28 protein-coding genes and 1 tRNA gene are annotated in these 24,183 nt (G+C 70.6%); 9 read left to right on the top strand and 20 right to left on the bottom strand.

The features are described 5' to 3' along the window. The first annotated feature begins 24 nt into the window (after positions 1-24). Together CP981_RS12245 and CP981_RS12240 are read left to right on the top strand one after the other, a co-directional pair. Complete coding sequence (locus CP981_RS12245; protein ID WP_085926187.1) at positions 25-1,152, top strand: DUF475 domain-containing protein; 1,128 nt, start codon at positions 25-27, stop codon at positions 1,150-1,152. Positions 1,153-1,235: 83 nt separating this feature from the next. Then, positions 1,236-1,994, top strand: a complete 759-nt coding sequence (locus CP981_RS12240) for a TerD family protein (protein ID WP_190840790.1) — start codon at positions 1,236-1,238, stop codon at positions 1,992-1,994. Positions 1,995-2,104: 110 nt separating this feature from the next. On the opposite strand, the gene CP981_RS12235 is transcribed toward CP981_RS12240, so the two are convergent. Further along, on the bottom strand, positions 2,105-3,190 hold the full coding sequence (locus CP981_RS12235) for a TerD family protein (protein ID WP_085926188.1): 1,086 nt from the start codon (positions 3,188-3,190) through the stop codon (positions 2,105-2,107). A 218-nt stretch (positions 3,191-3,408) separates the two neighbouring features. On the opposite strand from CP981_RS12235, the gene CP981_RS12230 reads away from it, so the two are divergent. The 3 genes from CP981_RS12230 to CP981_RS12220 are packed head-to-tail and all read left to right on the top strand — an operon-like array spanning position 3,409 to position 8,033. Next, on the top strand, positions 3,409-4,581 hold the full coding sequence (locus CP981_RS12230; protein ID WP_085926189.1) for an HpcH/HpaI aldolase/citrate lyase family protein: 1,173 nt from the start codon (positions 3,409-3,411) through the stop codon (positions 4,579-4,581). Between the two features lie 15 nt (positions 4,582-4,596). Then, positions 4,597-7,212 carry a phosphoribosyltransferase gene (locus CP981_RS12225; RefSeq protein WP_085926227.1) on the top strand — a complete coding sequence of 872 codons (2,616 nt, stop codon included), beginning with the start codon at positions 4,597-4,599 and terminating at the stop codon, positions 7,210-7,212. After that, positions 7,212-8,033, top strand: coding sequence for an HAD family hydrolase (locus CP981_RS12220; protein ID WP_085926190.1), 822 nt, complete (start codon positions 7,212-7,214; stop codon positions 8,031-8,033). The genes CP981_RS12225 and CP981_RS12220 overlap by 1 nt, the downstream gene beginning before the upstream one ends. Here CP981_RS12220 and CP981_RS12215 read toward each other — a convergent pair. Continuing rightward, positions 7,996-8,634, bottom strand: coding sequence for a DedA family protein (locus tag CP981_RS12215; RefSeq protein ID WP_085926191.1), 639 nt, complete (start codon positions 8,632-8,634; stop codon positions 7,996-7,998). The two genes, CP981_RS12220 and CP981_RS12215, sit on opposite strands and share 38 nt — an antisense overlap. A gap of 108 nt (positions 8,635-8,742) precedes the next feature. Here CP981_RS12215 and CP981_RS12210 point away from each other — a divergent pair, with 108 nt between their 5' ends. The 3 genes from CP981_RS12210 (at position 8,743) to CP981_RS12200 (ending at position 11,300) form a co-directional block, all read left to right on the top strand. Then, positions 8,743-9,882 (top strand): sensor histidine kinase, encoded by a 1,140-nt coding sequence (locus CP981_RS12210; protein WP_167536087.1) that lies wholly within the window; start codon positions 8,743-8,745, stop codon positions 9,880-9,882. Continuing rightward, positions 9,873-10,529: a response regulator transcription factor gene (locus tag CP981_RS12205; RefSeq protein WP_085926193.1), complete on the top strand. Its 657-nt coding sequence runs from the start codon at positions 9,873-9,875 to the stop codon at positions 10,527-10,529. Before CP981_RS12210 ends, CP981_RS12205 begins: the two co-directional genes overlap by 10 nt. A gap of 147 nt (positions 10,530-10,676) precedes the next feature. Beyond that, the gene (locus CP981_RS12200) at positions 10,677-11,300 is read left to right on the top strand and encodes an O-methyltransferase (protein WP_190142065.1); all 624 of its coding nucleotides are present in this window, start codon (positions 10,677-10,679) and stop codon (positions 11,298-11,300) included. A gap of 67 nt (positions 11,301-11,367) precedes the next feature. On the opposite strand, the gene CP981_RS12195 is transcribed toward CP981_RS12200, so the two are convergent. The 7 genes from CP981_RS12195 to CP981_RS12165 form a co-directional block, all read right to left on the bottom strand. Next, positions 11,368-11,592: an FmdB family zinc ribbon protein gene (locus tag CP981_RS12195; RefSeq protein ID WP_085926195.1), complete on the bottom strand. Its 225-nt coding sequence runs from the start codon at positions 11,590-11,592 to the stop codon at positions 11,368-11,370. 25 nt (positions 11,593-11,617) lie between these two features. After that, entirely contained in the window at positions 11,618-12,730 is a 1,113-nt protein-coding gene (locus tag CP981_RS12190) for a sugar kinase (protein ID WP_085926196.1), read from the bottom strand. Continuing rightward, positions 12,727-13,347 (bottom strand): bifunctional 4-hydroxy-2-oxoglutarate aldolase/2-dehydro-3-deoxy-phosphogluconate aldolase, encoded by a 621-nt coding sequence (locus CP981_RS12185; protein WP_085926197.1) that lies wholly within the window; start codon positions 13,345-13,347, stop codon positions 12,727-12,729. The genes CP981_RS12190 and CP981_RS12185 overlap by 4 nt, the downstream gene beginning before the upstream one ends. A 158-nt stretch (positions 13,348-13,505) precedes the next feature. After that, complete coding sequence (gene dgoD / locus CP981_RS12180; protein WP_085926198.1) at positions 13,506-14,651, bottom strand: galactonate dehydratase; 1,146 nt, start codon at positions 14,649-14,651, stop codon at positions 13,506-13,508. Between the two features lie 266 nt (positions 14,652-14,917). Beyond that, positions 14,918-15,619, bottom strand: coding sequence for a FadR/GntR family transcriptional regulator (locus CP981_RS12175; RefSeq protein ID WP_085926199.1), 702 nt, complete (start codon positions 15,617-15,619; stop codon positions 14,918-14,920). 278 nt (positions 15,620-15,897) lie between these two features. Then, positions 15,898-16,629, bottom strand: a complete 732-nt coding sequence (locus CP981_RS12170) for a DUF4383 domain-containing protein (protein WP_244329633.1) — start codon at positions 16,627-16,629, stop codon at positions 15,898-15,900. A gap of 189 nt (positions 16,630-16,818) precedes the next feature. Continuing rightward, a complete protein-coding gene (locus tag CP981_RS12165) occupies positions 16,819-18,198 on the bottom strand; it encodes a coiled-coil domain-containing protein (RefSeq protein ID WP_425282125.1) in 1,380 nt (459 codons plus the stop codon). A gap of 142 nt (positions 18,199-18,340) precedes the next feature. On the opposite strand from CP981_RS12165, the gene CP981_RS12160 reads away from it, so the two are divergent. After that, a tRNA-Val gene (locus CP981_RS12160) sits at positions 18,341-18,415 on the top strand. A 68-nt stretch (positions 18,416-18,483) separates the two neighbouring features. Here CP981_RS12160 and CP981_RS12155 read toward each other — a convergent pair. From CP981_RS12155 to CP981_RS12105, 11 genes are all read right to left on the bottom strand, one after another. Continuing rightward, positions 18,484-19,638, bottom strand: coding sequence for a tyrosine-type recombinase/integrase (locus tag CP981_RS12155; protein WP_085926201.1), 1,155 nt, complete (start codon positions 19,636-19,638; stop codon positions 18,484-18,486). Beyond that, on the bottom strand, positions 19,638-19,826 hold the full coding sequence (locus tag CP981_RS12150; RefSeq protein WP_085926202.1) for a helix-turn-helix transcriptional regulator: 189 nt from the start codon (positions 19,824-19,826) through the stop codon (positions 19,638-19,640). The genes CP981_RS12155 and CP981_RS12150 overlap by 1 nt, the downstream gene beginning before the upstream one ends. Then, entirely contained in the window at positions 19,823-21,223 is a 1,401-nt protein-coding gene (repSA, locus tag CP981_RS12145; protein WP_085926203.1) for a replication initiator protein RepSA, read from the bottom strand. The genes CP981_RS12150 and repSA overlap by 4 nt, the downstream gene beginning before the upstream one ends. Next, entirely contained in the window at positions 21,220-21,927 is a 708-nt protein-coding gene (locus CP981_RS12140) for a DNA methylase (protein WP_085926204.1), read from the bottom strand. Before CP981_RS12140 ends, repSA begins: the two co-directional genes overlap by 4 nt. Further along, a complete protein-coding gene (locus tag CP981_RS12135; RefSeq protein WP_085926205.1) occupies positions 21,924-22,115 on the bottom strand; it encodes a hypothetical protein in 192 nt (63 codons plus the stop codon). The genes CP981_RS12140 and CP981_RS12135 overlap by 4 nt, the downstream gene beginning before the upstream one ends. After that, positions 22,108-22,293 carry a hypothetical protein gene (locus tag CP981_RS12130; RefSeq protein WP_425282124.1) on the bottom strand — a complete coding sequence of 62 codons (186 nt, stop codon included), beginning with the start codon at positions 22,291-22,293 and terminating at the stop codon, positions 22,108-22,110. The genes CP981_RS12135 and CP981_RS12130 overlap by 8 nt, the downstream gene beginning before the upstream one ends. A 91-nt stretch (positions 22,294-22,384) precedes the next feature. After that, positions 22,385-22,696 carry a SpdD protein gene (locus CP981_RS12125; RefSeq protein ID WP_085926206.1) on the bottom strand — a complete coding sequence of 104 codons (312 nt, stop codon included), beginning with the start codon at positions 22,694-22,696 and terminating at the stop codon, positions 22,385-22,387. Between the two features lie 13 nt (positions 22,697-22,709). Further along, positions 22,710-22,898 carry a mobile element transfer protein gene (locus CP981_RS12120; protein ID WP_085926207.1) on the bottom strand — a complete coding sequence of 63 codons (189 nt, stop codon included), beginning with the start codon at positions 22,896-22,898 and terminating at the stop codon, positions 22,710-22,712. Between the two features lie 11 nt (positions 22,899-22,909). Beyond that, on the bottom strand, positions 22,910-23,638 hold the full coding sequence (locus CP981_RS12115) for a DUF2637 domain-containing protein (protein ID WP_085926208.1): 729 nt from the start codon (positions 23,636-23,638) through the stop codon (positions 22,910-22,912). A 71-nt stretch (positions 23,639-23,709) separates the two neighbouring features. Next, positions 23,710-23,892 carry a hypothetical protein gene (locus tag CP981_RS12110; RefSeq protein ID WP_085926209.1) on the bottom strand — a complete coding sequence of 61 codons (183 nt, stop codon included), beginning with the start codon at positions 23,890-23,892 and terminating at the stop codon, positions 23,710-23,712. 5 nt (positions 23,893-23,897) lie between these two features. Next, positions 23,898-24,098 carry a hypothetical protein gene (locus CP981_RS12105; protein WP_085926210.1) on the bottom strand — a complete coding sequence of 67 codons (201 nt, stop codon included), beginning with the start codon at positions 24,096-24,098 and terminating at the stop codon, positions 23,898-23,900. Positions 24,099-24,183 lie beyond the last annotated feature (85 nt).

Genomic DNA, 24,183 nt, shown 5'->3' with positions numbered 1-24,183 from the left:
ACACAGCGAGGGATTGGGTAGGCAGTGCTCCTGAAAACCTTTGGCTGGTCGTTCGCCGTCACGGCGCTCGGCCTCGCCTTGGCGGGCGTGCTCTGGGGGTGGCAGGGGCTGGCGATTGTCGGGATCCTGTCCGTCCTGGAGATCTCGGTCTCGTTCGACAATGCCGTCATCAACGCAGGCATTCTGCGCAAGATGAACGCCTTCTGGCAGAAGATCTTCCTCACTCTCGGCATCCTCATCGCCGTGTTCGGCATGCGGCTGGTGTTCCCGGTCGTCATTGTCGCGATCACCGCGAAGCTGGGGCCGATCGAGGCGGTCAACCTCGCCATCAATGACAAGGCGCAATACCAGGAACTGGTCACCAGCGCCCACCCGGCCATCGCGGCCTTCGGTGGAATCTTCCTGCTGATGATCTTCCTCGACTTCATATTCGAGGACCGCGATTACAAGTGGCTGGCCTGGATCGAAAAGCCCATGGCCAAGATGGGCAAGCTGGACACCCTGTCCGTGATCATCGCGCTGGTCGTCCTGCTGGTGACCGCGATGACGGTGGCCACCAGCGTCCCGCACGGCGGCGGTGACAAGAGCGCCACGGTGCTGCTGTCCGGCGTCGCGGGTCTCATCACCTACCTCGTCGTCGGCGGTATCTCCGGTTACTTCGAGGACAAGCTGGAGGATGAGGTCGAGGAGGCCGACGAGGCCGCGGCGGCTCCCGCCACGCAGGGCACCGGCGCGGCCGTCGGCCTGGCCGGCAAGGCCGCGTTCTTCATGTTCCTCTACCTCGAGGTCATCGACGCGTCCTTCTCCTTCGACGGCGTCATCGGTGCCTTCGCCATCACCAACGACATCTTCATGATGGCGCTGGGCCTGGGCATCGGCGCGATGTACATCCGGTCGCTGACGGTCTTCCTGGTCCGCAAGGGCACCCTGGAGGACTATGTCTACCTGGAGCACGGCGCTCACTACGCGATCGGTGCGCTGGCCGTCATCCTGCTCATCACGATCAAGTACGAGATCAGCGAGGTCGTCACCGGCCTGGTCGGTGTCGTGCTGATCGGCCTCTCGTTCGCCTCCTCCGTGATCCGGAACCGGCGTGAGGGCAAGCCAGGAGACACCTCCGGAGACAAGGCGGAAGTCGCGTCCGGAGTGTGACGCGGCGCTGATTGAGGAACGCTCTCTGCGGGGCGGCTTGAGGTGCGGACCTCGGGCCGCCCCGCAGTAGTTGGGGCCGAGCAATGGGGTGGGGCAGGGTGTCGTTCCTGGGGAAGCTGTGGCGCGGTGGCGCGCAGAAGTTTGACTTCGACAGCGGTGGCGCGTCCTACGTCGTCGAGCTGACGAAACGGAATCCGGTCGTCTCGCTGACCAAGCAGGGGGCCGCCACCGGACATCTGCGGGTCAATCTGCACTGGCAGATGCGGACCTCGGACTTTCATGAGCGCGGCGGGCAGGGCAAGGGCGGTCTGCTGCGGCATCCGGGCAAGCTGTTCAAGCCCGAGATCGTGCAGGCGCAGGGGCCGGCGGTGGTCAATGTCGACCTCGACCTGGCCTGTCTGTACGAGCTCAAGGACGGCACCCGGGGCGTGGTGCAGCCGCTGGGGAACTTTCTGGGTGATCTCAACGGGCCGCCGTTCGTCAAGCTCAGCGGTGACGACCGCTTCGGTTCGGGATCCGGCGAGACGCTCTACATCAACTTGGACCACCGCGACGAGATCAAGCGGTTGCTGATCTTCGTCTACATCTACGACGGCACACCGGCGTTCGACCGTACGCATGCCGTCGTGACGCTCTACCCGAGCAGCGGACCGCGGGTGGACGTCAAGCTGGACGAGCGGGCGCCACAGGCCCGCTCCTGCGCCGTCTTCACGCTGGAGAACACCAAGGACGAGCTGACGGTGCGCCGCGAGGTGAAGTACGTCTACGGCTTCCAGGCGGAGCTCGACCGGCTGTACGGCTGGGGGCTCCAGTGGGGGCGGGGCTACAAGACCAAGGTGTGAGCCCCGCCCCGTGTGGCGCGCTGACGGTGCGGCGCGCCGCCGGAGGCGCCGCTGGGTGCCGCGCCGCCGACGTGTGCGGTGGCCGGCGGAGCGGCCACGCCGGCCTTCCGCTAACGGCGCTGGAACTGCGGTCCCTGGGGCGGCAGGACGAAGGACGGGTCCGGTACGAACGGCTGCTGCATCGGGTAGCCGTAGGTCGAGGCAGGCTGCGGCTGCGGAGCGCCGTACGCGGACGGTGGCTGCTGCGGGGGCTGGTACTGGGGCGGCGGCCCCGGGTAGCCGTAGGCGGGCTGGGCCGGGGGCTGTGTCGGCGGCGGCGGAACGTGCTGCGGGTAGCCGTAGCCGCCACCCGTGGGCGCGGGCCCCGCAGGGGGAGCGGCGGCCGGGGGCGGCGGTGCGGACGGGCCCGGCTCCGGCAGCGCATCCGCCACATGCTGGGTGACGGCATCGGGGTCCGCCGCGGAAGGCGGGCCCGAGGCCTCTTCCGGCCAGGTGCTGGGCGGCGGGGTCACGGGGGAGTCGGAGGGGGCAGCGGCGGACGGGCCGGGCGCGCCCCCCGTGGGCGGTTCGCCGGCGGGCGTGGGCTCCGAGGCGGGCGGCGCCGACACGGGTGCCTCCGAGGCCGGCGGGGCGGAGCGCCCGGCGGCGGCTTCGTTCTCGTCCACCGAGATCCCGAACTCGGTCGCCAGGCCGACCAGTCCGGTCTCGTACCCCTGCCCCAGCGCCCGGAACTTCCAGGTGTCGGCGCGGCGGTACAACTCCCCGCAGATCAGGGCCGTCTCATCGCCCGTCTCGGGCACCACGTCGAAGACCGCGAGCGGCTCGCCGTCGCTCGCCGCCGCGTCGTACAGCAGGACCTGGAGATCCGTGACGCCCGCGAAGGCGCCGCCGTCCGAGGAGGCGGCCAGCACGACCCGGTCCACCGACGGTTCCAGTGCCGCCAGATCCGCCTCGATGGTGTCGGTCAGCTTGTCGGCGAGCTGGGTCTTGGGCAGATGCCGGACCAGGCCGCTGGGGTGGCGCGGTTGGTTGTAGAAGACGAAGTCCTCGTCGGAGCGCACGCTTCCCTCGGGGCTCACCAACAGGGCCGAGGCATCGACATCGGGAACACCGGCGCCGGGCGTCCAGCGCAGGACGGCCCGAACAGCCGTGGCATCGAGGGGTACGTTCGACCCTTTCAGCATCGCGTGCGTCATGCCGTAATCCTGCCTCCCCTGAGGTCGCAGCGACAACGCGGGGGCCCCGGAGGCGTGCGGGGATCGCGATCGCAGCCACCTGAGCGCCTCGTGGGGGTTACGTGATTTTCACGCACCCGGGAACTAACCAGGCCCCCACAGACGTACGATTACCGGCTGGATCCAGACAGCGAGACGCAGCGGGGGTGCCCGGGTCCCGCAGGCAGACGGGGAGTTATATGCAGCATTTTGGGCATCTCGCGCCCGAGACTCGGAAGGCACTGTTCCACCAGGAGCCGGTGGAGTTCACCGCCGATTCTCCGGCTCGCACGCTCGCGGTCGCTCTGGGGGCCACGCTCTACAGCCCGGCCACCCGCCCGAGTCTCGCCGCCGACGTCCTCAAGCAGGCCGGGCGTGGCGTGCTGTCCATGGTGCTGTGTCTTGAGGACTCCATAGGGGACGGGGATGTCGAGGCCGGCGAGGAGAACCTCGTACGGCAGCTCGGTCTCCTCGACGAGGCGGCCGCCGCCGGCACCGGCCTTCCGCTGCTGTTCGTCCGCGTCCGCACCCCCGGTCAAATACCGGACCTGGTGCGCCGCATGGGAAGCGCCGTCCACAGACTGTCTGGATTTGTACTTCCGAAATTCACCGAGGAACGGGGCGTGCCGTTCCTTGAGGCGCTGACCGCGGCCGAGTCCGACTGCTCCCGCCGGCTCTTCGCGATGCCGGTGCTGGAATCTCCGCAGCTGCTGCATCTGGAGAGCCGCGCCGAGACCCTTCAGGGCATCGCCAGGGCCGTCGACAAATACCGCGACCGGGTGCTGGCCCTGCGGCTCGGCGTCACGGACTTCTGCTCCGCCTACGGCCTGCGCAGACCCCCCGACATGACGGCCTACGACGTCCAGATCGTCGCCTCCGTGATCGCCGACGTGGTGAATGTGCTCGGACGGGCGGACGGCACGGGCTTCACGGTCACCGGCCCGGTGTGGGAGTACTTCCGGCTGCACGAGCGGATGTTCAAGCCGCAGCTGCGGCGCAGCCCCTTCCTCGGACGCGCCGAGGAACTCCGGACGGCACTGATCGAGCACGATATGGACGGCCTGCTGCGCGAGATCGAACTCGACCGCGCGAACGGCCTTCAGGGCAAGACCTGCATCCACCCCTCCCATGTCGCGCCGGTGCACGCCCTCTCGGTCGTCAGCCATGAGGAGTTCAGCGACGCGGTCGACATTCTGCGGCCCGAACGGGGCGACGGTGGGGTGTTGCGCTCCTCGTACACGAACAAGATGAACGAGGTGAAGCCGCATCGCGCCTGGGCCGAGCGGACGCTGCTGCGCGCCGAGGCGTTCGGGGTCGCCCGGGAGGGCATCGGCTTCGTGGAGCTGCTGACGGCGAGTGTGCCGCAGACCTGACCTGCGGTGATCGAGATGAACATGACGACGGAGGAGACGAAACGCGTGGTCTGGACAGGAGAATGGGTCGCCGGTCGGCTCGGGGTCTCGCTGAGCGGCGGGGACGAGCTGCCGGAACTGCTCGGGCTCGCGCTGCGGCGTAACCCCAAGCGGGCCCATCTGCTCGTGTCGAACGTGCTCGGCAAGCATGTGCCGCAGCGACCGGGCGTGGTCCATGGCGCCGGCTTCGGGCTGGGCCGCCGCGTGCGCAAGCTGCTGGGTGACGAGGCCGCTGCCCGCTCCGCCGTCCTGGGCTACGCCGAGACCGCCACCGGCCTGGGGCATTCGGTCGCCGACGGCCTGGCCCTCGCGCCGTATCTGCACTCCACCCGTCGCCCGGTGGCGGGCGTGACGCAGGTGGGTGGGTTCGAGGAGGAGCACAGCCATGCCACCTCCCATCTGCTGCTCCCCGAGGACCGCGCACTCCTGGCCGGAGACGGACCGCTGGTGCTCGTCGACGACGAGTTCTCCACCGGCCGGACCGTTCTGAACACCATCAAGGCGCTGCATGCGCACTTCCCGCGCGAGCGGTACGTGGTCGTCGCCCTGGTCGACATGCGCTCGGACGCGGACCGCAGCCGGCTGGAGAAGTTCGCGGCGGAACTGGGCGCCCGGGTCGACCTCATCGCACTGGCCGCGGGCGGCGTACGGCTGCCCGAGGACGTGCTGGTCCGAGGCCAGGAACTCGTCGCCGCACACGAGGCCGGTGCGGCGCAGGGGCTGGGGGCTGCCCCGGGGCGCACCTCGGCGTCCGCGGGTGACGAGCAGAATGCGGCAGGCGCTCTGACGGCGCCAGGTGGCCGTGACGCTGACGTCGTACGGGTCGATCTCGGCTGGCCCGCCGGGCTGCCGGACGGCGGCCGGCACGGCTTCACACCGGCGCACCGGGCACGCCTGGAGGCCGGGTTGCCGGGCATGGCGACCCGTATCGCGCGGCGACTGGACGGTGCCCGCCGCATCCTCGTCCTCGGCAACGAGGAATTGATGTACGCACCGCTGCGGATCGCTGAGGCTCTGGACGCCCTCGTCGCGCGGGACAGCCCCGACGCGGCGGCGGCCGGTGACGGCACCGGGCCGGGGGGCGGTGCCCTCGCGCAGGGGGGCGTCCAGCCGTCCGCCTCGACCGGAGGCACGGGTGTCTTCTTCTCCACCACCACCCGGTCGCCGGTGCTCGCCGTCGACGACCCCGGCTACGCGATACGGACCCGGCTGTCCTTCCCCGCTCACGACGATCCTGCTGACGGGGCGGGGGAGCGGTACGCCTACAACGTCGCGGCCGGTACCGACCCGGAGCGTCGCTTCGACGCCATCGTGGCCGTCGTGGATTCGCACGGCGACCTCCCTGAACTGCACGCCCCCGACGGTCTGCTGAGCCGGCTCGCCGCGCACACCGACCGACTGCTGCTCGCCGTCATCCCCTCGTACGCCCCGCAACCACAGGCCGGCCCCATGCCCCTTCCCGAGCCGCTGCGCGGCCCCGCCTTCTCCTCCTACACCGCCGACGAGGTCGGCTGGCTGCTTCAGGATCTCTCCGAGGTCACCCTGGAAGCGCCGACCGAGGAGCGCGAGGAGGCGATTCAGCGCGGCGGCGCCCACTACGCGGAGTCGCTGCCCGTCGAATACCAGCCGAGCGAGGACTACCAGGCGCTCTTTCACAGCGCGCTGCGGACTTCCGCGAGCCGGATCGCGCGGGCCGTCGGGACGGTCACTGAGACCGTCCTCGCCGAACGCAGCCCACGTCCCGTGCTGGTGTCGCTGGCGCGGGCGGGTACCCCCGTCGGCGTGCTGATGCGTCGCTGGGCGCAACACGCGCACGGCTTGGACCTGCCGCACTACGCGGTCTCGATCGTTCGCGGCCGGGGCATCGACACCACCGCGCTCCGCTGGCTGGCCGCCCACCACGATCCGGCGGATGTCGTCTTCGTGGACGGCTGGACCGGCAAGGGCGCCATCACCCGCGAACTCGCCCAGGCCCTGGAAGACTTCCCGGGCTTCGACCCGCGGCTCGCTGTGCTCGCCGACCCCGGCAGCTGTGTCGAGACCTACGGCACCCGCGATGACTTCCTCATCCCGTCCGCCTGCCTCAACTCCACCGTCTCCGGCCTCATATCGCGCACCGTCCTGCGCGACGACCTCGTGGGCCCCGACGACTTCCATGGTGCGAAGTTCTATCGCGAGCTGGCCCCGACCGATGTGTCGCGCGCCTTCCTGGACGCGGTCAGTGCGCGCTTCGACGAGGTCGCCCCGGACGTCGCCGAAGAGGTGAAGGAACTGGCCGCCGCCGACCGGGCCCCCACCTGGGAGGGCTGGGCGGCCGTCGAGCGGATCAGCGAGGAATACGGCATCGACGACGTGAACCTCGTGAAGCCCGGTGTCGGGGAGACCACCCGCGTACTGCTGCGCCGGGTCCCCTGGAAGATCCTGGCCCGGCGGGGTGCCGGAACCGATCTCGATCATGTGCGCCTCCTGGCTGAACAACGGGGCGTGCCCGTCGAAGAGGTCGACGAACTGCCCTATACCTGCGTGGGGTTGATCCACCCCCGCTTCACTCGCGGGGCCACGGGTGCTGACGGCAAGGCGGTGGCCTCCTGATGAACGCGATCATCGCCAGCGACCTCGACCGCACCCTGATCTATTCAGCCGCCGCGCTGGGCCTCGCCATGCCCGACGCCGAGGCCCCCCGCCTCCTGTGCGTGGAGACATATGAGCGCAAGCCGCTGTCCTATATGACGGAGACGGCCGCCGGGCTGCTCGCCGAACTGTGCGGCAGGACCACCTTTGTGCCGACCACCACCCGCACCCGTGAGCAGTACGGCCGCATCCATCTCCCGGGCCCGGCACCAGAGTTCGCCATCTGTGCCAATGGCGGCCACCTGCTCGTACGGGGCGAGTCGGACCGGGACTGGCAGCGCACCGTCGCCGAGCGGCTCGCCGCGCACTGCGCGCCCCTCGATGAGGTCCGCGCGCATCTCGTGCGCACCGCCGACCCGGCCTGGCTGCTCAAGGAGCGTGTCGCGGAGGGCCTCTTCGCCTATCTCGTCGTGGAGCGGCCGCTGCTGCCGGACACCTGGGTGAAGGACCTCGCCGGCTGGGCGGGCGAACGCGGCTGGACCGTCTCGCTTCAGGGCCGCAAGATCTATGCCGTGCCGCAGCCGCTGACCAAGAGCGCAGCCGTGGCGGAGGTGGCGCGCCGCACCGGGGCGTCCGAGATCCTCGCGGCCGGCGATTCCCTCCTCGACGCCGATCTGCTGCTGGCCGCGGACCGCGGATGGCGGCCCGGGCACGGGGAACTGGCGGACTCCGGCTGGAGCGCCCCCCATGTCACGGCGCTCGAAGAGCGGGGTGTCGCCGCGGGCGAGGAAATCGTGCGGGCCTTCATTCGCGGCGCCGTACCCCCGAGCCACGCCGGCTGACACGGACCATGACAAAGACCGCCACCGCCAGCGCAGTTGCCGCAAGGACCGCTTTCGAGTAGACGTCCACATACCCCGTCACCTCCTCCCAGTTGTCGCCGAGCAGATAGCCGGCGAGGACGAAGATCGCGTTCCAGATGAAGCTGCCGAGGGTGGTCAGGGCGAGAAAGACCGGTATCGGCATGCGCTCGATTCCGGCCGGTATCGAGATGAAGCTGCGAAAGAGGGGAATCATCCGGCCGAAGAACACCGCCTTCGTCCCGTGCCGCCGGAACCAGCGCTCCGTCTTCTCGATGTCGGAGACCTTGACCAGCGGCAGCTTCGAGGCGAGGGCGACCGTACGCTCGCGCCCGAGCAACGCGCCCACGCCGTAGAGCGCCAGGGCGCCGGTCACCGAGCCGAGGGTCGTCCACGCGAGGGCGGAGAACAGGGGCATGCTGCCGCGGGCGGCCGTGAAGCCCGTCAGCGGCAGGATCACCTCGCTCGGCAGCGGCGGGAAGAGATTTTCGGCGGCGATGGCCACACCCGCGCCGGGCGCGCCGAGCGCGTCCATGAGGTCGGTGATCCAGCTGGGTGCGGTGCTTCCGATGCTTTCGATCATGTTTCAACGCTAAGAATTCTCGCCTCGCGGCACATTGCGGTACACCGCACGAAAGACTGCGGTTTTCCGCAGTGTGCGCGGACGCACGATGCGGCTAGCGTTTTGATCATGTTGGGAATTGCGCGGCGCGGATTGCGTCTGGCGACAGGTCTGGTGCTCGGTGCCGTACTCGCGGTGGCCGAGCTTCCCCTGGTCGTGCTCTCCGGCCTCTCCCTGCTGTGCGTGTTCGCCTGGCCGCGCGGCCGCCGCGTGGTCCTCAACCCCTTGGCCGCCGCCGCGCGAGCCCTGACCGAGGCCCATCGGCGCCGCCTCCGGGTCTATGTCGCGGCCGACACCTCCGACACGTACGCGTACCACCGTGCCCTGCAATATCTCTCCCTGCGCTGGGGATTGGGCGTGCTGGGCGCTCTCGTCCTGGGCGCGGCGCTGATCGGAGCGGCATACGGCATGTCCTGGGTCTTCATCCTGCTGCTCAGCGACGTCCGCCACCCCGGCACCCTCGCGCTCTCGAGCATCGGCGGCCTCTTCCTCCTCTTCCTCAGCCTTCAGGGCACCTTCGGGGTCGCCGGTCTGGAGACCCGGCTCGCGCGGTACTACCTCGGCCCCAGCCACCACGAGACGCTGGAGCGCCGCATCGAGGAACTGGCCGCCACCCGGGCCGGCGTCATCTCCGCGGTCAACGACGAGCGCCGCCGTATCGAACGCGATCTGCACGACGGTGTGCAGCAGCGGCTGGTCGCCCTGGGGATGCTGCTCGGCCGCGCGCTGCGCAGCCAGGACGCGCGCCGCGCCGAGCAACTCCTGCGCCAGGCCCACGAAGAGAGCGGACAGGCCCTGACCGAGCTGCGCGAGGTGGCCTGGCGGGTCTATCCGACGGTGCTGGACGAAGCAGGGCTGCGCGCTGCTGTGGAAACGGTCGCCGAACGCTCGGCCATCCCCGTACGCCTCGACTACGCACTTGCCACCGAACCCGACACCGCCGTGGCCACGGTCGCCTACTTCGTGGTCTCCGAAGCTGTCACCAACGCCGTCAAGCATTCCGGCGCCGGGCGGATAACGGTCCGCGTCGCCCCTGGCGAGGACGCCGTGCTCGTGCATATCGAGGACGACGGATCGGGCGGCGCGGATTCCTCCGGCAGCGGCCTGTTCGGGCTGGCCCGCCGGGTCGCCGCCGTCGACGGCCGGTTCCGGGTGGACAGCCCGGCCGGCGGACCGACCACCATCACCGCGGAGTTGCCGTGCGCGTAGTGCTGGCCGACGATTCGATCCTGTTGCGCGAGGGCCTGGTGCGCCTGCTCGCCGAGGAGGGGCACGAGGTGGCAGCCTCGGTCGGCGACGCCGATCAGCTGATCGCCGTGCTGGAGCAGGCGGGGGAGGAGGAGAAGCCGGACGCGGTGGTCGTGGACGTCCGGATGCCGCCGACGCACACGGATGAGGGGCTGCGCGCCGCCCTACAGATCCGGGAGCGCTGGCCCGATATCGGCGTCCTGGTGCTCTCGCAATATGTCGAGCGCCGGTATGCGACAGAGCTGCTGACCGATGACAGCGAGGGGGTGGGCTATCTGCTCAAGGACCGGGTGGTCCAGGTGGACGAGTTCCTGGACGCGCTGGAACGGGTGAGTACCGGAAAGGCCGCCTTCGACCCCGAAGTCGTACGGCAGTTGCTGATGCGCAGCCGTCGCACGGATCCGCTGGGGACGTTGACCGGACGCGAGCAGGAGGTGCTCCGGGAGATGGCGCAGGGCCACACCAACGCGGCCATCGCCGTCCGGCTGCACATCTCGCAGAGCGCCGTGGAGAAGCACATCAACGCGATCTTCGACAAGCTCGGCCTGACCGGCACCTCCGGCTATTCACGCCGGGTGCTGGCGGTGTTGCGGTACTTGGGGACATGAGACCGGGGATTGCCGACGGTCGGGGATCAGCTCGACTAGTCTCGCCGGGGCGGTTGGCTGCACCGTCCGGTGACCGGCCGAGACCGCGATCCTTGATCAAGGGGAGAGCCAGTGGTGGAGTCCAAGAGCACGCCGATCACACCGGAGATGTACGAGTACGTCCTCGCCCACAATCCGCCGTTGAACGCCGCGCAGCGGGACATCGTGGAGCTCACACACCAACAGTTCCCGGAAGCGGCGGGGATGCAGTCGGCCGAGGAACAGGGGCCGCTGCTCGCGTTCCTGGTGCGGCTGACCGGGGCCCGGCATGTCGTCGAGGTAGGGACGTTCACCGGCTTCTCGACGCTGTCCATGGCTCAGGCGATGCCCGCGGACGGCACGCTGATCGCCTGTGATGTCTCCGAGGAATGGACCGCCTACGGCCGGGAGTCCTGGGCCAAGGCCGGGGTCGCGGACCGTATCGACCTGCGGATCGCGCCCGCACTGGAAACGCTGCGGGCGATGCCGGACGAGCCGCATATCGACCTCGTCTATCTCGACGCGGACAAGGGCGGCTACATCGCTTATTGGGAGGAGCTGGTACCCCGGCTGCGGCCGGGAGGACTGATCGTCGCGGACAACGTCCTGTACCACGGGGAGGTCGCCGACCCGGCGGCCACCGGGAACGCCCTGGCGATCAGGGCGTTCAACGACCACGTGCTGGCGGACCCTCGGATGGAGGCGGTGATCCTCACCGTGGCGGACGGTGTGACGCTGGCGCGCAAGCGGTAGCGGCCCCTGTCCGAGTCGGGATGAGCGCGGCCCGGGGCGGCCAGGGAGCGGTGCCGCCCGGCGCGCCCTAGCCGCAGCAGCCGCCTCCGCAGCAACCGCCGCCTCCGCCGCCCCCACCGCTCGGGGCGCGGGCGGGGGCGGACGCGGAGCCGCCGACGGCGACCGTGGAGAGGAGCTTCACGGTGTCCTCGTGGCCCTCGGGGCAGACGGCCGGGGCGGAGGACTCGGCCATCGGCCGGTTCAGCTCGAAGGTGGAGCCACAGGGGCGGCACCGGTATTCGTAACGAGGCATGGGCACAGGTTAGCCGCGGCGTCGCTCAGCGCACGACGGTGCCGGGCGGCGCGCCCAGCATGCCCAGCTCCGAGCGGGTCGGCGCGCCCTCCCAGTCGCCGGGCGACGCAACCGCGAACGCCCCGGTGGTGACGGCGCGCTCCAGGCGTCCGGCCGTCCCTTCGCCGTCCAGCAGCGCCGACAGATAGCCCGCCACGAAGGCGTCGCCGGCGCCCACGGCATCCACCGCGCGCACCGTTTTGGCAGGCCGGTACAGGGAGCCGCTGTGGGTGAAGGCCGTCGCCCCCGCCGCACCGAGTTTGACCACGATCTCCCCGACCCCCTGGTCCAGCAGGAGCCCGGCCTGCCTCGCCACGGTGGCCGCAGCGTCGTCGGCCGCGACCTCCTGAAGCGACAAGGGCAGGAGTGAGCCCTCTCCGCCCCGGCCCCCGGGCAGGCACAGCGGCAGCTCGTCATCGGAGGCGATCAGTACATCCACCGCGGGAATCCACTCGCGGAGGACCTCGGCGGCCTCTTCGGCGGTCCACAGGCGAGCGCGGAAGTTGACATCGAGACAGACCGACGAGCCGTGTTCCCGGGCCAGTTGCAGGGCGCACCGGGCCGCCGAGCGGGCCGTCGGGCTCAGGGCCGGAGTGATGCCCGTCAGATGCAGGACCCGGGGCGGAGCGGCGGAGAAGGCGCGCCGGATCACTTCCGCGGTGAGCCGGGAGCCGGCCGAACCCGCGCGGTAGTAGTGCACCCGGGTGACCTCGGGCAGCCGCGGCTCGAAGAGCAGCAGCCCGGTCGGGGCGCCGGGGTCGGTCGCGGCGCCGGATATCTCGACGCCCTCGGCACGCAGCGTACGCAGCACCAGCTGCCCGGCCTCGTCCTCGCCGACCGCACCCGCCCAGCGGACATGGTGCCCGAGCCGGGCCAGGCCGATCGCGACATTGCTCTCCGCCCCGGCGATGGAGACGTTCATCGTGCCGCCGAGCTTCAGCGGGCCGCTGCCCCGTAGGGCGACCATGGTCTCCCCGAAGGTGAAGACGTCCGGGCGGCCGGGCTGCCCGGGAAGCAGCGGACGTCCGGTTGCCGCTCCGGGGCGGGGCCCGGTGGTGTCCCGGCCGTCGCCGCCCGCGGTGGTCGGCTGCCCCGTCATTGTGCGCAGGCCGCCTTGAACTCCGCCGCGCGCTTGCGCAGTCCGTCCAGGTCGCCGCCGTCCGCGGCGTCCCCGATCAGCGGCGAGCCGACGCCCACGGCCACCGCTCCGGCGGCGAAGTACGCCGGCGCGACGGCCGCGTCCACCCCGCCGACCGGCACGAACGGCAGCTCGGGGAAGGGAGCGCGGAGCGCCTGGAGATACCCGGGTCCGCCGACCGACGCCGGGAACAGCTTCAGGGCCGAGACGCCCAGCGCGTCGGCCGCGATCACCTCGGACGGCGTCAGCACCCCGGCGAGCGTCGAGAGCCCCTGCCGTACGGACTCCTCCAGGCCGGCGCCCAGACCGGGCGTGACGATGAGATTGGCCCCGGCCTCGGCGGCGCGTCGGGCGTCAGCGGCGGTCAGGACGCTGCCGGCGCCGAGCCAGGCCGCATCGCCGAGCTCGGCACGCGCCCGTTGGATGACTGTCAGGGCGTCGTGTCCGCTGAGCGAGACCTCGATCAGCGGAAGGTCGGCCTCCGCAAGCGCCATGACCGTACGGAACGACGCCTCCGCATCGCTGCCCCGGATGATGGCGATCAGCCGCTCGGTCCGGAGCGCTGTGCTGAAGTCCATGGCGTTCCTGCTTTCTCCTGCACCCCGCCGCGTGCGTACTGCGCGACCGGGCCGTTCGGGCGCACGGGTGACACCTCTGATTATTCCGGGCCGGGGTGGGCGGGATCGAGCCCCGGACCGCGCCGGATCGATCAGTGCCCTCGCTCCCGCCCGCCCCCTCACCACTCGGCGAACGCCCCGTCCTCATGGCGCCACACGGGATTCCGCCAGGCGTGCCCCCGGCGGTCCGCCGCCCGCACGGCGCCCTCGTCCACCTCCACGCCGAGGCCGGGGCGCTCGGTCCGCAGCAGCGAGCCGCCGTGGAAGCGGAACGGTTCCGGATCCGCGACATAGTCCAGCAGCTCGGCTCCCTGGTTGTAGTGGATCCCGATGGACTGTTCCTGGATGAGGAAGTTCGGGGTGGTGAAGGCGACTTGGAGGCTGGCGGCCAGCGCGACCGGGCCGAGGGGGCAGTGCGGCGCGAGCTGCGCCCCGTACGCCTCCGCGAGCGCGGCGATCCGGCGCAGCTCGGAGATGCCGCCCGCATGCGAGATATCGGGCTGGACGATCGCCACGCCGGATTGCAGTGGAACCAGGAACTCTTGCCGGGTGAAGAGACGTTCACCGAGTGCGAGGGGGATGGAAGAAGCGTTCACGAGGTCAGGGAGGGCATGCGGGTAGTCGCAGAGGACGGGCTCCTCGACGAACATCGGGGCGTATTCGGCCAGCAGGGGAAGGAGCCTGCGGGCGTTGGCGGGCGAGACCCGGCCGTGGAAGTCGAGGCCGAAGTCCCGTTCGTCGCCGAGGACTTCGCGCGCGGTCTCGGCGCGCAGCAGACATGCCCGCACTTCGGCGCGGGTCGCCACCGGCGTCATCCTGCCGCAGCCGTTCATCTTGACGGCGGTGAAGCCCGCCTCGGTCTGCGCGGTGACCGCGTCGCGGATGGCCTGCGGCTCGTCGCCGCCCACCCATGCGTAGGCGCGGATCTTCTCGCGGACCGGGCCGCCGAGCAGCTGGTGGACGGGGACACCGTGCCGCTTCCCTTTGATGTCCCACAGCGCCTGGTCCAGGCCGGCGACGGCGGACGACAGGACGGGCCCGCCGCGATAGAAGCCGCCCTTGGTCATGACCTGCCAGTGGTCCTCGATACGCGCCGGATCCTGCCCCAGGAGATACTCGGCCAGCACCTCCACGGCCGCCCGGACCGGCTCGGCCCGTCCCTCGACCACCGGCTCACCCCAGCCGACGACGCCCTCATCGGTCTCCACCCGTACGAACATCCAGCGCGGTGGAGCGAGGAACGTCTCGATGCGGCTGATCTTCATGGACCGGTCCGTCCTTTCGCCGTGCGGCGGGTCGCCGGCGGCAGGCGGCGCGCGAACGTGGCGCGTGGCCCGTGCGGAGGAGCCGGAACGTACGGCCCTCGCCGGCCGTTCGCCCCGGCCACGCATGCGCCGACCCTTGTGCGCGACCTCCTGCCCACCCACGTCGCCGCGGTAACCGAACGCCGCCCCGGAACACAACCGTCCGCCCCCCCGCCACATCCGTCCCCCACCTACGGCTGCTCCCGCATCCACAGATGCTCTGGCGCCTACGGATGCTCCCGCGCGGACACATCGAGCAGTTCGAGCATCGCCATATAGGCCCCGTCCACATCCCGGTTCCGTACGGCCTCGACGACCGCGGCATGGATCGCATGCGGGTGGTCGAACGCGCCGCGTTCGTCCAGCACCGCCCGGTCGCGCTGGACGAGCACCGGCACGATCACCCGGTGCATCTGCGCGTAGAAGCGGTTGTTCGACGCGATCAGCAGCGCCGTGTGGAAGGACGCGTCGGCCCGCACGAGCAGCACCGGATCGTTGTCGGACGCGGCCATTTCGCTCAACGCGGCGTCCAGGGCCGCCAGATCCTCGTCGGTACGGCGTTCCGCGGCGAGCGCGGCCGCCGCCGGTTCGATGGAACGGCGCAGTTCGAGCACATCGGCGAAGAAGTCGGATGAGACGCCGGCCGCCAGCTTCCACCGCAGTACGTCCGTGTCCAGGAGGTTCCAGTCCTCCCGGGGGCGGACGAACGTGCCCCGCTTCTTGTCGGCCCCGAGCAGGCCCTTGGTGGTCAGCACCTTGATCGCCTCCCGCAGCACGGTCTGGCTCACGTCCAGCTCCGCCATCACCTTCGGCAGCACGAGGCTTTCACCCTCCCCGTAGGTGCCCTTGAAGATCCGCTTGGCGAGCGTTTCGACCGCCCCATGGTGAGCGCTGTGTCCTGAGGAGTCGGCGTGCCCCGAACGGCTCATGGTCTGCTCCCTGCTCCCCGTTCTCGCTGACCCGCCCCGCCCCCCGCGCCCCGTCAGCCGTTCCCGCCGCCCCCGCTGCCCTGGCCACACCGCTCACGCCGGCCACGGTGGAGATGATGGCTCCCACCGGATCCCACCGACCCCGTTCACCTCACCCGACGTACCTGACTCACTCCAGTCATCCCACTCACCCCACCCACCTCACTCCACCCAGCCGTCAGGGCGTACCGAGCACCCCATTCCCACCTCGGTACGCCCTGACGTCTCCGCGCCCCGGCTCAGGGCTTCTTGGCGTCGCCACCGGACCGGGTGCCGGTATCCAGGGCAGTGGTGTGCCTTCTGCTCCCGCTCGTGCCGGCGCCGAACGAACCGCGCCCGGCATGCGGGGAGCCCTGCATCTTGACCCGTGCCGCCTGCCGTGCGGCCGTCATGCCGGATACGGGATGCAGCTGTCCGCGGTCGAACTGCTCCGCCTCCTCCGGATGCCGGGCGCGCCAGTACGGATTGTCGTGGGAGAGGCCGCCGCTGACCCGCCCGTACATCCCGAAGACCAGCAGCATCAGCCCGACCAGGAAGCTGAACAGGACGTTCTGGATCTGGAAGGCGAGGAAGTTCACGCCGGTGTCCAGCAGCGCCAGGTTCACAAATCCGCTCAGGAGGAAGAGGCCGCCGAGCACGATGTTGAGGGTCGAGGCGAAGTTCCCGCCGATCACCATGCCGACGACGAGGATGGCGCCGACGACGATCGAGAGCACGCTCAGTGTGCCGTTGGTGTTCAGCCCGGCCACGGTGTCGCCGCCGGTGTCGAAGTAGCCGATGTGGTGGGTCAGCCCGAGGATGCCGAATGCGATCAGTACCAGGCCCATCAGCCCGGCGCCGATGCGGTAGACCTTGCTGAGCCGGTGGTCCACGGGCAGATGCTCGTCGAGCCGTGTGTGGTGCCGCTGCTTCGCCCGGCGGAGCGGGTTCACGGGCCCGTGCAGGGTCTGGCCAGTAGCCCCAGTAGCCATGTCCGGCCTCCTTCGCGCAGGTGCCGACTGGGCCGTACTCCACTCCAGGATCCGCCCGGGTAGCGGTTCACGCCATCGCGCCCGGTGGCGAGGCAGCACGGAGCCGCCTTCCTGGCCCGCCGGGCTTCCGGCCCGGCGGCACCGGCCCGCGCACCGGACCCGGCAGGGTCACACCCCGAGCGGGGAGCCTCAGCCGCCGGCCCCGCCCCTGGCCTCCCGGATCTCCTGCACCACCCGGGCCGCCGTCTCCCGTACCGCCTCGGTCTCCATCAGAAAGTGCCACCAGTCCGGATGGCGCCCCTCCAGGCCCGCGACCGCACGGTCCAGCCGCGCCACCGCATCGTCCAGGGGGCCGGCATGCCGTGGATCGGGGGTGCTGCGCCCGCTCATCGCCAGCCGCTGCGCGTCCCGTACGGCGAAGCGGGTCCGCTCGACCTCCTTCTGCCGGTCGAACGAGACCGCATCAAGGCGCTGTAGCCGGTCACCGGCCGCCGAGACCGCCTCATTGGTGGTGTCCAGCAGCGCCCGTACGGTCGCCAGGCGGCTCGTGGCATCCGCCCAGCGCTGCTCGTCCCGCGCCTGCTGCGCCTCCCGCAGCTTGACCTCGGCCTGCTGGACGGACTGCGCGGCCTGCTCCGGAACCTGCTGGAGGTCCTGCCAGCACGCCGCGCTGTACCGCCGCCGCAGCTCGCTGAGGACCGGGTCGACCTTCCCGGCACGCGTCGTGATCGCCTGCGCCCGGGTCCGCAGCGACACCAGCCGCTTGTCGATCTCCGCGGCCTTCCCCGGCAGCCGCTCGGCCTCGGTCCGTACTCCCTCGGCCTGGCGCAGTACGTCGTCGGCGCGCCGGATCGTCTCCGGTACGCCATGCTGCCCGGCGCCCTGATTGAGCTTGGTCAGCTCCGGCCCGAGCGCCGCCAGCCGGGCCGCGAGATCATCGGCCTTCAGACCCTGCGCACGGACCGCGTCCAGCGCATTGCTCGCCGCCAGCAGCGCCTGCCGGGCCCGCTCCACGGCCGGGGCAAGACGCGCCAGCTGCGTCTCGGCGGACTGAAGCAGCGGCCCCAGCCCCTGCGCGAACCGGTCCAGCTCGCCCTTGACCCGGTCCAGCTCCTGCTTGGCACGGGTCAGATCGGCCCGCGCCCGCGCCATCGCGGCGCCGTCGAGGTCGTCCCGGTCCAGGTCGTGGGAGTCGACCGCGGTGATGTACCCCTGGCTCACCTCGTCGATCCGCCGGCCGAAGCCCTCGTACTCCTCCGCGGCCTTCCGCGCGGGCGGCGAGGTGTCGACGGCGGTGATCGTCTCTATGGAGATCCGCAGATCCCGGTGCGCGGTGTCCAGCTCGTAGAACGACGCCGCCGCGGCATCCTTCGCGGCCTGCGCGTCGGCCCGCTGGCCTTCCCCCCGCCCGAACCAGCGACGGGTCCCGCCACCCGCGAACGACCACGGCGCCATCGCCACCACCAGCGGCAACGGCAGCAACATGAGCGCCACCACATCCCGGACCGGGCCCCTACGGGCGCGACGGCGTTCTCGCTGCTCATGCGGCTGAGTGTCTGTCGCCGTCACTTCCCTCTCCCGATCGGATCGCCCCAGGACCGAATGTCATTCTCCCACTCACCGGAAACGAACACACCGGCCGGTAAGTTCGCCCTTCGAGCACTGGTTTGCAGTTCAGCCCCGGAGGCAAGGTAGTCTGTCGGCTCGGCAAGGGCGCATAGCTCAGCGGTAGAGCGCTGCTCTTACAAAGCAGATGTCACAGGTTCGAATCCTGTTGTGCCCACCAGCCAAAAGACCCCCTATCGATCATGGTAGGGGGTCTTTGACATCTGGAATTGACATCAACGGCTGTGTTCAGCCGGAGGCAGGCCGCCGCTTCAGCAGCCGGTCCATGTGGCTCACGGCCTCACGCTGCGTGTCCTGCACGACGTGCGTGTACGTGTTCATCGTGATCGCGATCTGGCTGTGCCCCAAGATCTCCATCACCACCCGGGGAGCGACACCGGCCGCGGTGAGCAGCGTGGCGCAGCCGTGCCGGGCGTCGTGCAAGCGGATCACCCGGAGGCCGGCATTCTTCGCAACGCGAGTGAACGACCGGTACACATTCCGCGGCTCGATCGGTCGGCCGGTGCGAGTCGTGAAGACATACCCCGTCTCCGCCCAGTCCTCCCCGGCACGCTCCCGCATGCTGGCCTGCCTCATGCGCTGCCACCGAAGCGGCGCGATGCACATGACGGGCAACGGAAGGGTCTGGCGACGCCGACGGCCCTTGGGATCATCGTCGTACGCTTCCCCGCCAACCCGCTGTCGTTGTTTCCGCACCCGGATCTCCCGTTTGTTGAGATCCACATCCGTCCAGCGAAGACCGACGATCTCACCCCGGCGGAAGCCGAGCGCGATGGCGAGCACGAAGGCCGCGTACAGCGGGTCGCGCCTGGAGGCCGAGAGGAACGCCAACGTCTCGTCCAGAGACCACGGGGAGAGATCGCGAGATTCCGGCGACGGTGGTTCGACGAGCGTGGCGACGTTCCGAGTGATCAATTCTTCCCGGCAGGCAGCCATGAGCGCGGTGCGAAGTACCCGGTGAGATTCCTTGGCGGTGGCTGCCGACTTCTTCCGCTCCACCTGTTGAAGGAATCGACGCACGTCACCGACGCTGAGCGATTCGAGGCGCTTGGTGCCGAGCTTGGGCACCAGATAGAGCCGCACATGGGTCTCGTATTTCGCGTACGTGGTCCGCTTGCGGCGAGGCTGGACGATGTTCTCCAGCCAGTACGGCAGCCATTCGGCGAGCTTGGCCGAGCGGGTGGGCACCGGGACGCCACTGTCGGCCTTGGCGAGGAGTTGGCGCCGCTTGGCGTCGCATTCGGCCCAGGTCTTGCCGTAGGCGAACTTGCGGGCGCGGGTGCCGTCGGGTTGGAGGACGTAGACGGCGGCCTGGTAGCGGCCGTCCTTGCGCTTGGTGATGGTGCCGGCGCCGTTGGGGTTGCGCTTGCGCTGCTGCGACATCAGGCGGCCTCCTCGATCCGGTCGCGGATGTAGTCCTGCACTGCGTTTTCGGGGATGCGGCGGGCGCGGCCCTCGGTGATGGAGATGAGGCGCTTGGAGCGCATCAGGTCGTAGACCTTCGAGCGGCCGAGCCTCAGCCGCACCATGACCTCCGGCACGGTCAGCAGCTGTCCAGGGGCGGTGGTCATGTCCGGTTGTCTCCTTCTTCGTTGTCGAGTTCGGCGCGTGCTTGGCGTGCGGTGTCGCGGTTGTGCTGGATGTCGCGGGCGATGTTGGCGGCGAGCCAGGATTCGCCGGGGGTGTGGCCGTGGCCGGCGTAGGTCCAGTGGGCGACGACGAGCGTGGTGGCTTTGGGGTTGTCGTCGGGGTTGGGCAGGCCGAGGGCGGCGCGTTGTTGGGCGGCGCGGTAGTCGGCGCGGACCTGGCGCAGGGCGCCGAGGGTGGTGGAGTAGCGGCGGGATTTGGTGGAGAAGTGGCCGCGGAAGCCGAGCATGTGGGCCCAGGCCCAGAGGCGCCGGTCGGGGTACAGCTCGTCGAGGTCCCAGCAGGCGCGGATGAGGCGCCGGGTGTGGTCGGGCAGGTCGGGGAGCTTGTCGAGTTCGGCGAGTTCACCGATGCGGCGGTCGACGGTGCCGGTGGCTTCGGCGGCCTTGGTGGCGTACTTGGCGACGTAGGAGGCGACGGCCTGTTCGGTGAGGTCTTCGCCGCCGCCGAAGGCGCCGATGGGCTGGACATCGAGCTGGGTGCCCCAGCGCAGGACGCGGGCAGGCTGGTCACCGGCCGCAGGCAGAGCGACTTCCGCGCGGGCAGCCGCGGCCTGTAGGGCGTCGGTGAGCAGGTCGAGGGTGGCCCAGGACGGGGGTTCGGTGTCGGGGCCGTCGGGGCCGTCGAAGCGGATGACGGCGTGGAAGTGGATGGCGCCACGCTTTTGGTACTCGGCGACCTTGCCGTACGAGACGCGGAGCTGTTCCTTGAGGGCGCGCTGCGTGAGGCCGGCGTGCTTGGCCAACTCGCGTGGGAGGTAGATGGTGACGTAGCGCCAGAGGTGTCCGGCATGGTTGTTCCACAGCACGGCGCCGGCGTAGTCGTAGGTGTCCGGGTCGAGGGCGGTGCCGAGTACGGGTGCGTCGTCGGGGTGGTGGTTGCCGCAGCGGCACGGGCGGTGGCCGGGGCGGTTGTGGACCGGGCCGAAGCTCGGGGCCGTGAGGGTGGCGAAGACGCGGGGGTGGTCGCGGACGGTCTCCGGAGTGCCCTTGTCGGGGTTGCCGGTCAGGCCGGCGCGGATGAGGTGGTAGGTGTCGCCCGCGTAGGTCCAGGCGCAGGAGGGACAGCGGGAGGCTCGACGGTTGCCGCAGGCGAGGCGGAGTCGTCCACCGGGCTCGACGTCGGTGGAGTAGGCGTGCAGGACGGTGCCGGTGGCCGGGTCGAGGGTCTTGGTGGAGCCGGTGAGGTGGATCGGGTCGGAGCAGCCGCCGGTGCGGCGGATCTGGTCTTGCCAGCGGTCGAAGCCGGGGGCCCCGGCCACCCGGAGCAGATCGCCCAGGGTGGTCGGGTCCAGGCCCGCCAGGGTGGCGGAGTCGGTCACAGCAGGACCTCCTGCCGGCAGGTGAGGAAGGCGGTGCCGATCCATTGGGTGAAGGCCGGGGGGATGGCTTCGGTGAGTTCTTCACGGACGTCGGTCCAGGTGATGCCCATCGCGGTCTGCATCTCGGGCACGGTGGCCTTGCCGCCCCCGGAGCCGTATGCGGCGACGTAGGGGCCCTCGCGGCGGACGCCGTGGCGGTGGCCACGTACGTAGCCCCGGTGACGGGGGTGGGCCGGTTGCGGGGTGGCCCAGCGGCCGAGTTCGAAGGTGCGGTGGCGCAGTACGCCGAGGCCGAAGGACTCTCCGCACAGGCGCAGGTCCGGGCGGACAGGGGCTTTGCCGTTGGGTTGCTCGATGACGTACGGGAGGCCGGAGGCATCGAGCAGCGTGCGGAGTTCGGGGATGAGCTGGGTGTGCTCGCCGCCCCAGCCGCGGGAGCGGTTGGTGCCCACCGTCAGGGCGCAGCTGGCCTGGCAGGGCGGGGAGTTGTGGACCAGGGCGTAGCGCTCGATGTCGCCCGAGGCAATGAGCCGGGCGAGGTGTTCCAGGGCGTCGACGCGGTGGAAGGCGAAGGGATAGCGGGGCCGGTCGGCGATGTCGACGCCGTCGACGTCGAAGCCGGCGCGGTGGTAGCCCATGCCGGCGCCGCCGGAGCAGGAGAACAGGTCGAGGACGCGAAGCCCGTTCCGCGGGGCCGTGTTCATGCCCGCCGTCCCTGGCAGGCGTTCTTGTGGTCGGTGTATTCGTCGACCAGGGCTTCCACGCTGCCGCCATTGGTGGTGCCGGCGCTCTGACCGCAGCGGCAGGCGTAGTCGGCGTAGGCGGGGCCGTAGGGCCCTTCCTTGCCGATCCGGATGCCGGGGAAGTCGGGGGTGGGGGTGAGGTCAGACACGGCTCACCTGCCGAGCGTGCGCCGGGTGGACGGTGCCGGTGCCGTCGCAGGTGCGGCAGGCGACGGTGGCGGTGTGGCGGGAGCCGTCGGTGGTCGTACGGCCGGTGGTGATGGCGACGATGGGGAAGCCGTCGCAGTCGCGGCAGCGACGGGTGCGGGTGGCGCCTTCGGGCATCATTGGGAGTCCCTTTCGGGTCGATGAGGTCTGGAAGGGGTGCAGGCGCCCGGGGCGGCGGAAGTTTGGCGACCGAGGCCGCCCCGGGGGCCGTTCAGCGGTGGTTGTTGAGGAGCGAGCGCAGGACGACGGCGCAGACCGCGACGGAGACGGCGGTGAGGGCGACGGCGAGGAGCATGGAGACCAGGACCGTGCCGACCACGAGCACCACGGCGGTCCCGCCGGCCGCGACCGTGACCACACCGGCCGGGGTGAGCTGCACCGTGCGGCGGGTGGGCGGCGCGGGCATCTGCGGCTGAGCGGACGGCGCGAGAGCGGTGGAGGCTCGCTCTTCGTCCTCCGGGACGAGCCGCACGACGAGCGGAGCCGGGGCGGTGTCGGGGGCCGGGTATTTCGGGGTGAACATCTGGGACCTTTCCTCAGGGGTTGCAGCGGTGGGTGCGGGCGGCGAGTTCGGCGGCAGAGCGGTCGCGGTAGTCGGCGGAGAAGCCGCAGCCGGGCGCGGTGCAGGCGGCGGTGTGCTTGGTGCCTCCGCGGCCGTCGTGGTGGCTGCCGACCTGGACGGGGCCGATGCGGATCACGTCGTAGAAGCGGTTCGGCCGAGCCATGAGACTTCCTTTCAGGCGAGTTGAGCGGTGATGGCGTCAGCGAGCACGGGCGGAACGCCGAGCCGGGCGCGCAGGGTGTCGCGGTCGATCGGGGAGCCGGTCGCGGTGTGGTGGGTGTCGGCGATCTTCCGGGCGTGATCGAGCAGCGCCGGAGGAACCGCGGGAACCGATACGGGGGCAGGCTCAGGCGCTGGAGCAACCGGGGCAGGCTCGACAGGCTCATCGGCCACCTCAGGCACCAATTCCGGTGCGGCCACGGTCGGGTTCGTGGGCGGGAGCGGTGCCGGAGGGTTCTCCGGAGCGCGGTCCACGCTGATCTCATCGACCGGGGCGGGTGCCGCAGCGGGTGCTGCTTCTGCCGGTGGTGTGGTGGGTGTGTGGGCGAGGAGGGTGCCGCCGAGGAAGGCCAGGGCGGGCCATCCGGCGACGAGGATGCGCAGCCAGGCCGGTACGGCGCCCAGGTCGAGGAGTCCGGCGGTGGCGATGTTCGCGCCGAGGGACGCGGCCAGGGCGATCACGAACCAGGTCCAGGCGGCGCGGGCCGTTCGGTCATCAGCGCGCAGTGCCCGCAGTCGGCGCCAGGCGGCGACGAACAGCAGGTCGACGCTGATCGGATAGGCCCATGCCTTCCAGCCGTGCTGGCCGGCCGCTTCGGCGATGTCGTGGAGGTGGGCGAAGGACAGGGCACCGGCGATCACGGCCTGAACGAGCACGGCGTCGAAGCGGAGCTTGGAGCGCATCGCGGTTCCTTCTTCCAGATTTGGGCCGGGCCGGGCAGGGCTCTTGCGTCCGCCGCCCGGCACTCGGCGATTCAGGCGGTGGGGGCTTCGCCGGAGCCCCAGCAGGTCAGGCACAGCGCCTCCTGCTTGTGCGGGCTGTCGCGCTTCTTGCGGGCACCGACCTGGAAGGTTTCGGAGATCTGACCGACGTCCTTGCAGTCCGGGCACCGCTTCTTCGAAGCCGTCTTGCAGGCTGCGGGCTTCTTGGCAGCCACGGCGGTCAGCTCTCGTCGCTCGGGTAGCCGTGGCCGGCGGGCGGGTAGTCCTTCGGGCTGGTGGTCACGCAGCCGTTCAGCACGGCCGAGCCGAAGTCGCCGTCGGCGTCGTCGCGCTGGCAGTAGGCCTGCGCGGAGTTCTGGAGCCGACCGGTCAGGCGGCGGTCCTTGGCGGAGTCGCTGTTGCTGCGGCGGTCACGTGCCATGGCTGTTCTCCTTCGTGTGAGCCCGTTTTGGGCATGGCGGTGCTAGGGACTTGGCGTGAGGCGGTCACGCCGACCGTGGAGCGGG

Origin of the sequence: Streptomyces platensis, assembly GCF_008704855.1 — a bacterium.
Taxonomy (GTDB): domain Bacteria; phylum Actinomycetota; class Actinomycetes; order Streptomycetales; family Streptomycetaceae; genus Streptomyces; species Streptomyces platensis.
Note: the sequence above shows the minus strand (reverse complement) of the source record. Positions and strands in the feature narration are given on the sequence as shown.

What these genes read in the sequence shown, in the direction of transcription:
- CP981_RS12130 (WP_425282124.1), bottom strand. Translation starts at nt 22,293, where the DNA reads ATGATGCCCGAAGGCGCCACCCGCACCCGTCGCTGCCGCGACTGCGAC.
- CP981_RS12190 (WP_085926196.1), bottom strand. Translation starts at nt 12,730, where the DNA reads ATGACGGGGCAGCCGACCACCGCGGGCGGCGACGGCCGGGACACCACC.
- CP981_RS12220 (WP_085926190.1), top strand. Translation starts at nt 7,212, where the DNA reads ATGAACGCGATCATCGCCAGCGACCTCGACCGCACCCTGATCTATTCA.
- CP981_RS12230 (WP_085926189.1), top strand. Translation starts at nt 3,409, where the DNA reads ATGCAGCATTTTGGGCATCTCGCGCCCGAGACTCGGAAGGCACTGTTC.
- CP981_RS12120 (WP_085926207.1), bottom strand. Translation starts at nt 22,898, where the DNA reads ATGGCTCGGCCGAACCGCTTCTACGACGTGATCCGCATCGGCCCCGTC.
- CP981_RS12200 (WP_190142065.1), top strand. Translation starts at nt 10,677, where the DNA reads ATGTACGAGTACGTCCTCGCCCACAATCCGCCGTTGAACGCCGCGCAG.
- CP981_RS12210 (WP_167536087.1), top strand. Translation starts at nt 8,743, where the DNA reads ATGTTGGGAATTGCGCGGCGCGGATTGCGTCTGGCGACAGGTCTGGTG.
- CP981_RS12185 (WP_085926197.1), bottom strand. Translation starts at nt 13,347, where the DNA reads ATGGACTTCAGCACAGCGCTCCGGACCGAGCGGCTGATCGCCATCATC.
- CP981_RS12235 (WP_085926188.1), bottom strand. Translation starts at nt 3,190, where the DNA reads ATGACGCACGCGATGCTGAAAGGGTCGAACGTACCCCTCGATGCCACG.
- CP981_RS12215 (WP_085926191.1), bottom strand. Translation starts at nt 8,634, where the DNA reads ATGATCGAAAGCATCGGAAGCACCGCACCCAGCTGGATCACCGACCTC.
- CP981_RS12115 (WP_085926208.1), bottom strand. Translation starts at nt 23,638, where the DNA reads ATGCGCTCCAAGCTCCGCTTCGACGCCGTGCTCGTTCAGGCCGTGATC.
- CP981_RS12225 (WP_085926227.1), top strand. Translation starts at nt 4,597, where the DNA reads ATGAACATGACGACGGAGGAGACGAAACGCGTGGTCTGGACAGGAGAA.
- CP981_RS12150 (WP_085926202.1), bottom strand. Translation starts at nt 19,826, where the DNA reads ATGACCACCGCCCCTGGACAGCTGCTGACCGTGCCGGAGGTCATGGTG.
- CP981_RS12105 (WP_085926210.1), bottom strand. Translation starts at nt 24,098, where the DNA reads ATGGCACGTGACCGCCGCAGCAACAGCGACTCCGCCAAGGACCGCCGC.
- CP981_RS12170 (WP_244329633.1), bottom strand. Translation starts at nt 16,629, where the DNA reads ATGGCTACTGGGGCTACTGGCCAGACCCTGCACGGGCCCGTGAACCCG.
- CP981_RS12140 (WP_085926204.1), bottom strand. Translation starts at nt 21,927, where the DNA reads ATGAACACGGCCCCGCGGAACGGGCTTCGCGTCCTCGACCTGTTCTCC.
- CP981_RS12175 (WP_085926199.1), bottom strand. Translation starts at nt 15,619, where the DNA reads ATGAGCCGTTCGGGGCACGCCGACTCCTCAGGACACAGCGCTCACCAT.
- CP981_RS12125 (WP_085926206.1), bottom strand. Translation starts at nt 22,696, where the DNA reads ATGTTCACCCCGAAATACCCGGCCCCCGACACCGCCCCGGCTCCGCTC.
- dgoD (WP_085926198.1), bottom strand. Translation starts at nt 14,651, where the DNA reads ATGAAGATCAGCCGCATCGAGACGTTCCTCGCTCCACCGCGCTGGATG.
- CP981_RS12195 (WP_085926195.1), bottom strand. Translation starts at nt 11,592, where the DNA reads ATGCCTCGTTACGAATACCGGTGCCGCCCCTGTGGCTCCACCTTCGAG.
- CP981_RS12240 (WP_190840790.1), top strand. Translation starts at nt 1,236, where the DNA reads ATGGGGTGGGGCAGGGTGTCGTTCCTGGGGAAGCTGTGGCGCGGTGGC.
- CP981_RS12155 (WP_085926201.1), bottom strand. Translation starts at nt 19,638, where the DNA reads ATGTCGCAGCAGCGCAAGCGCAACCCCAACGGCGCCGGCACCATCACC.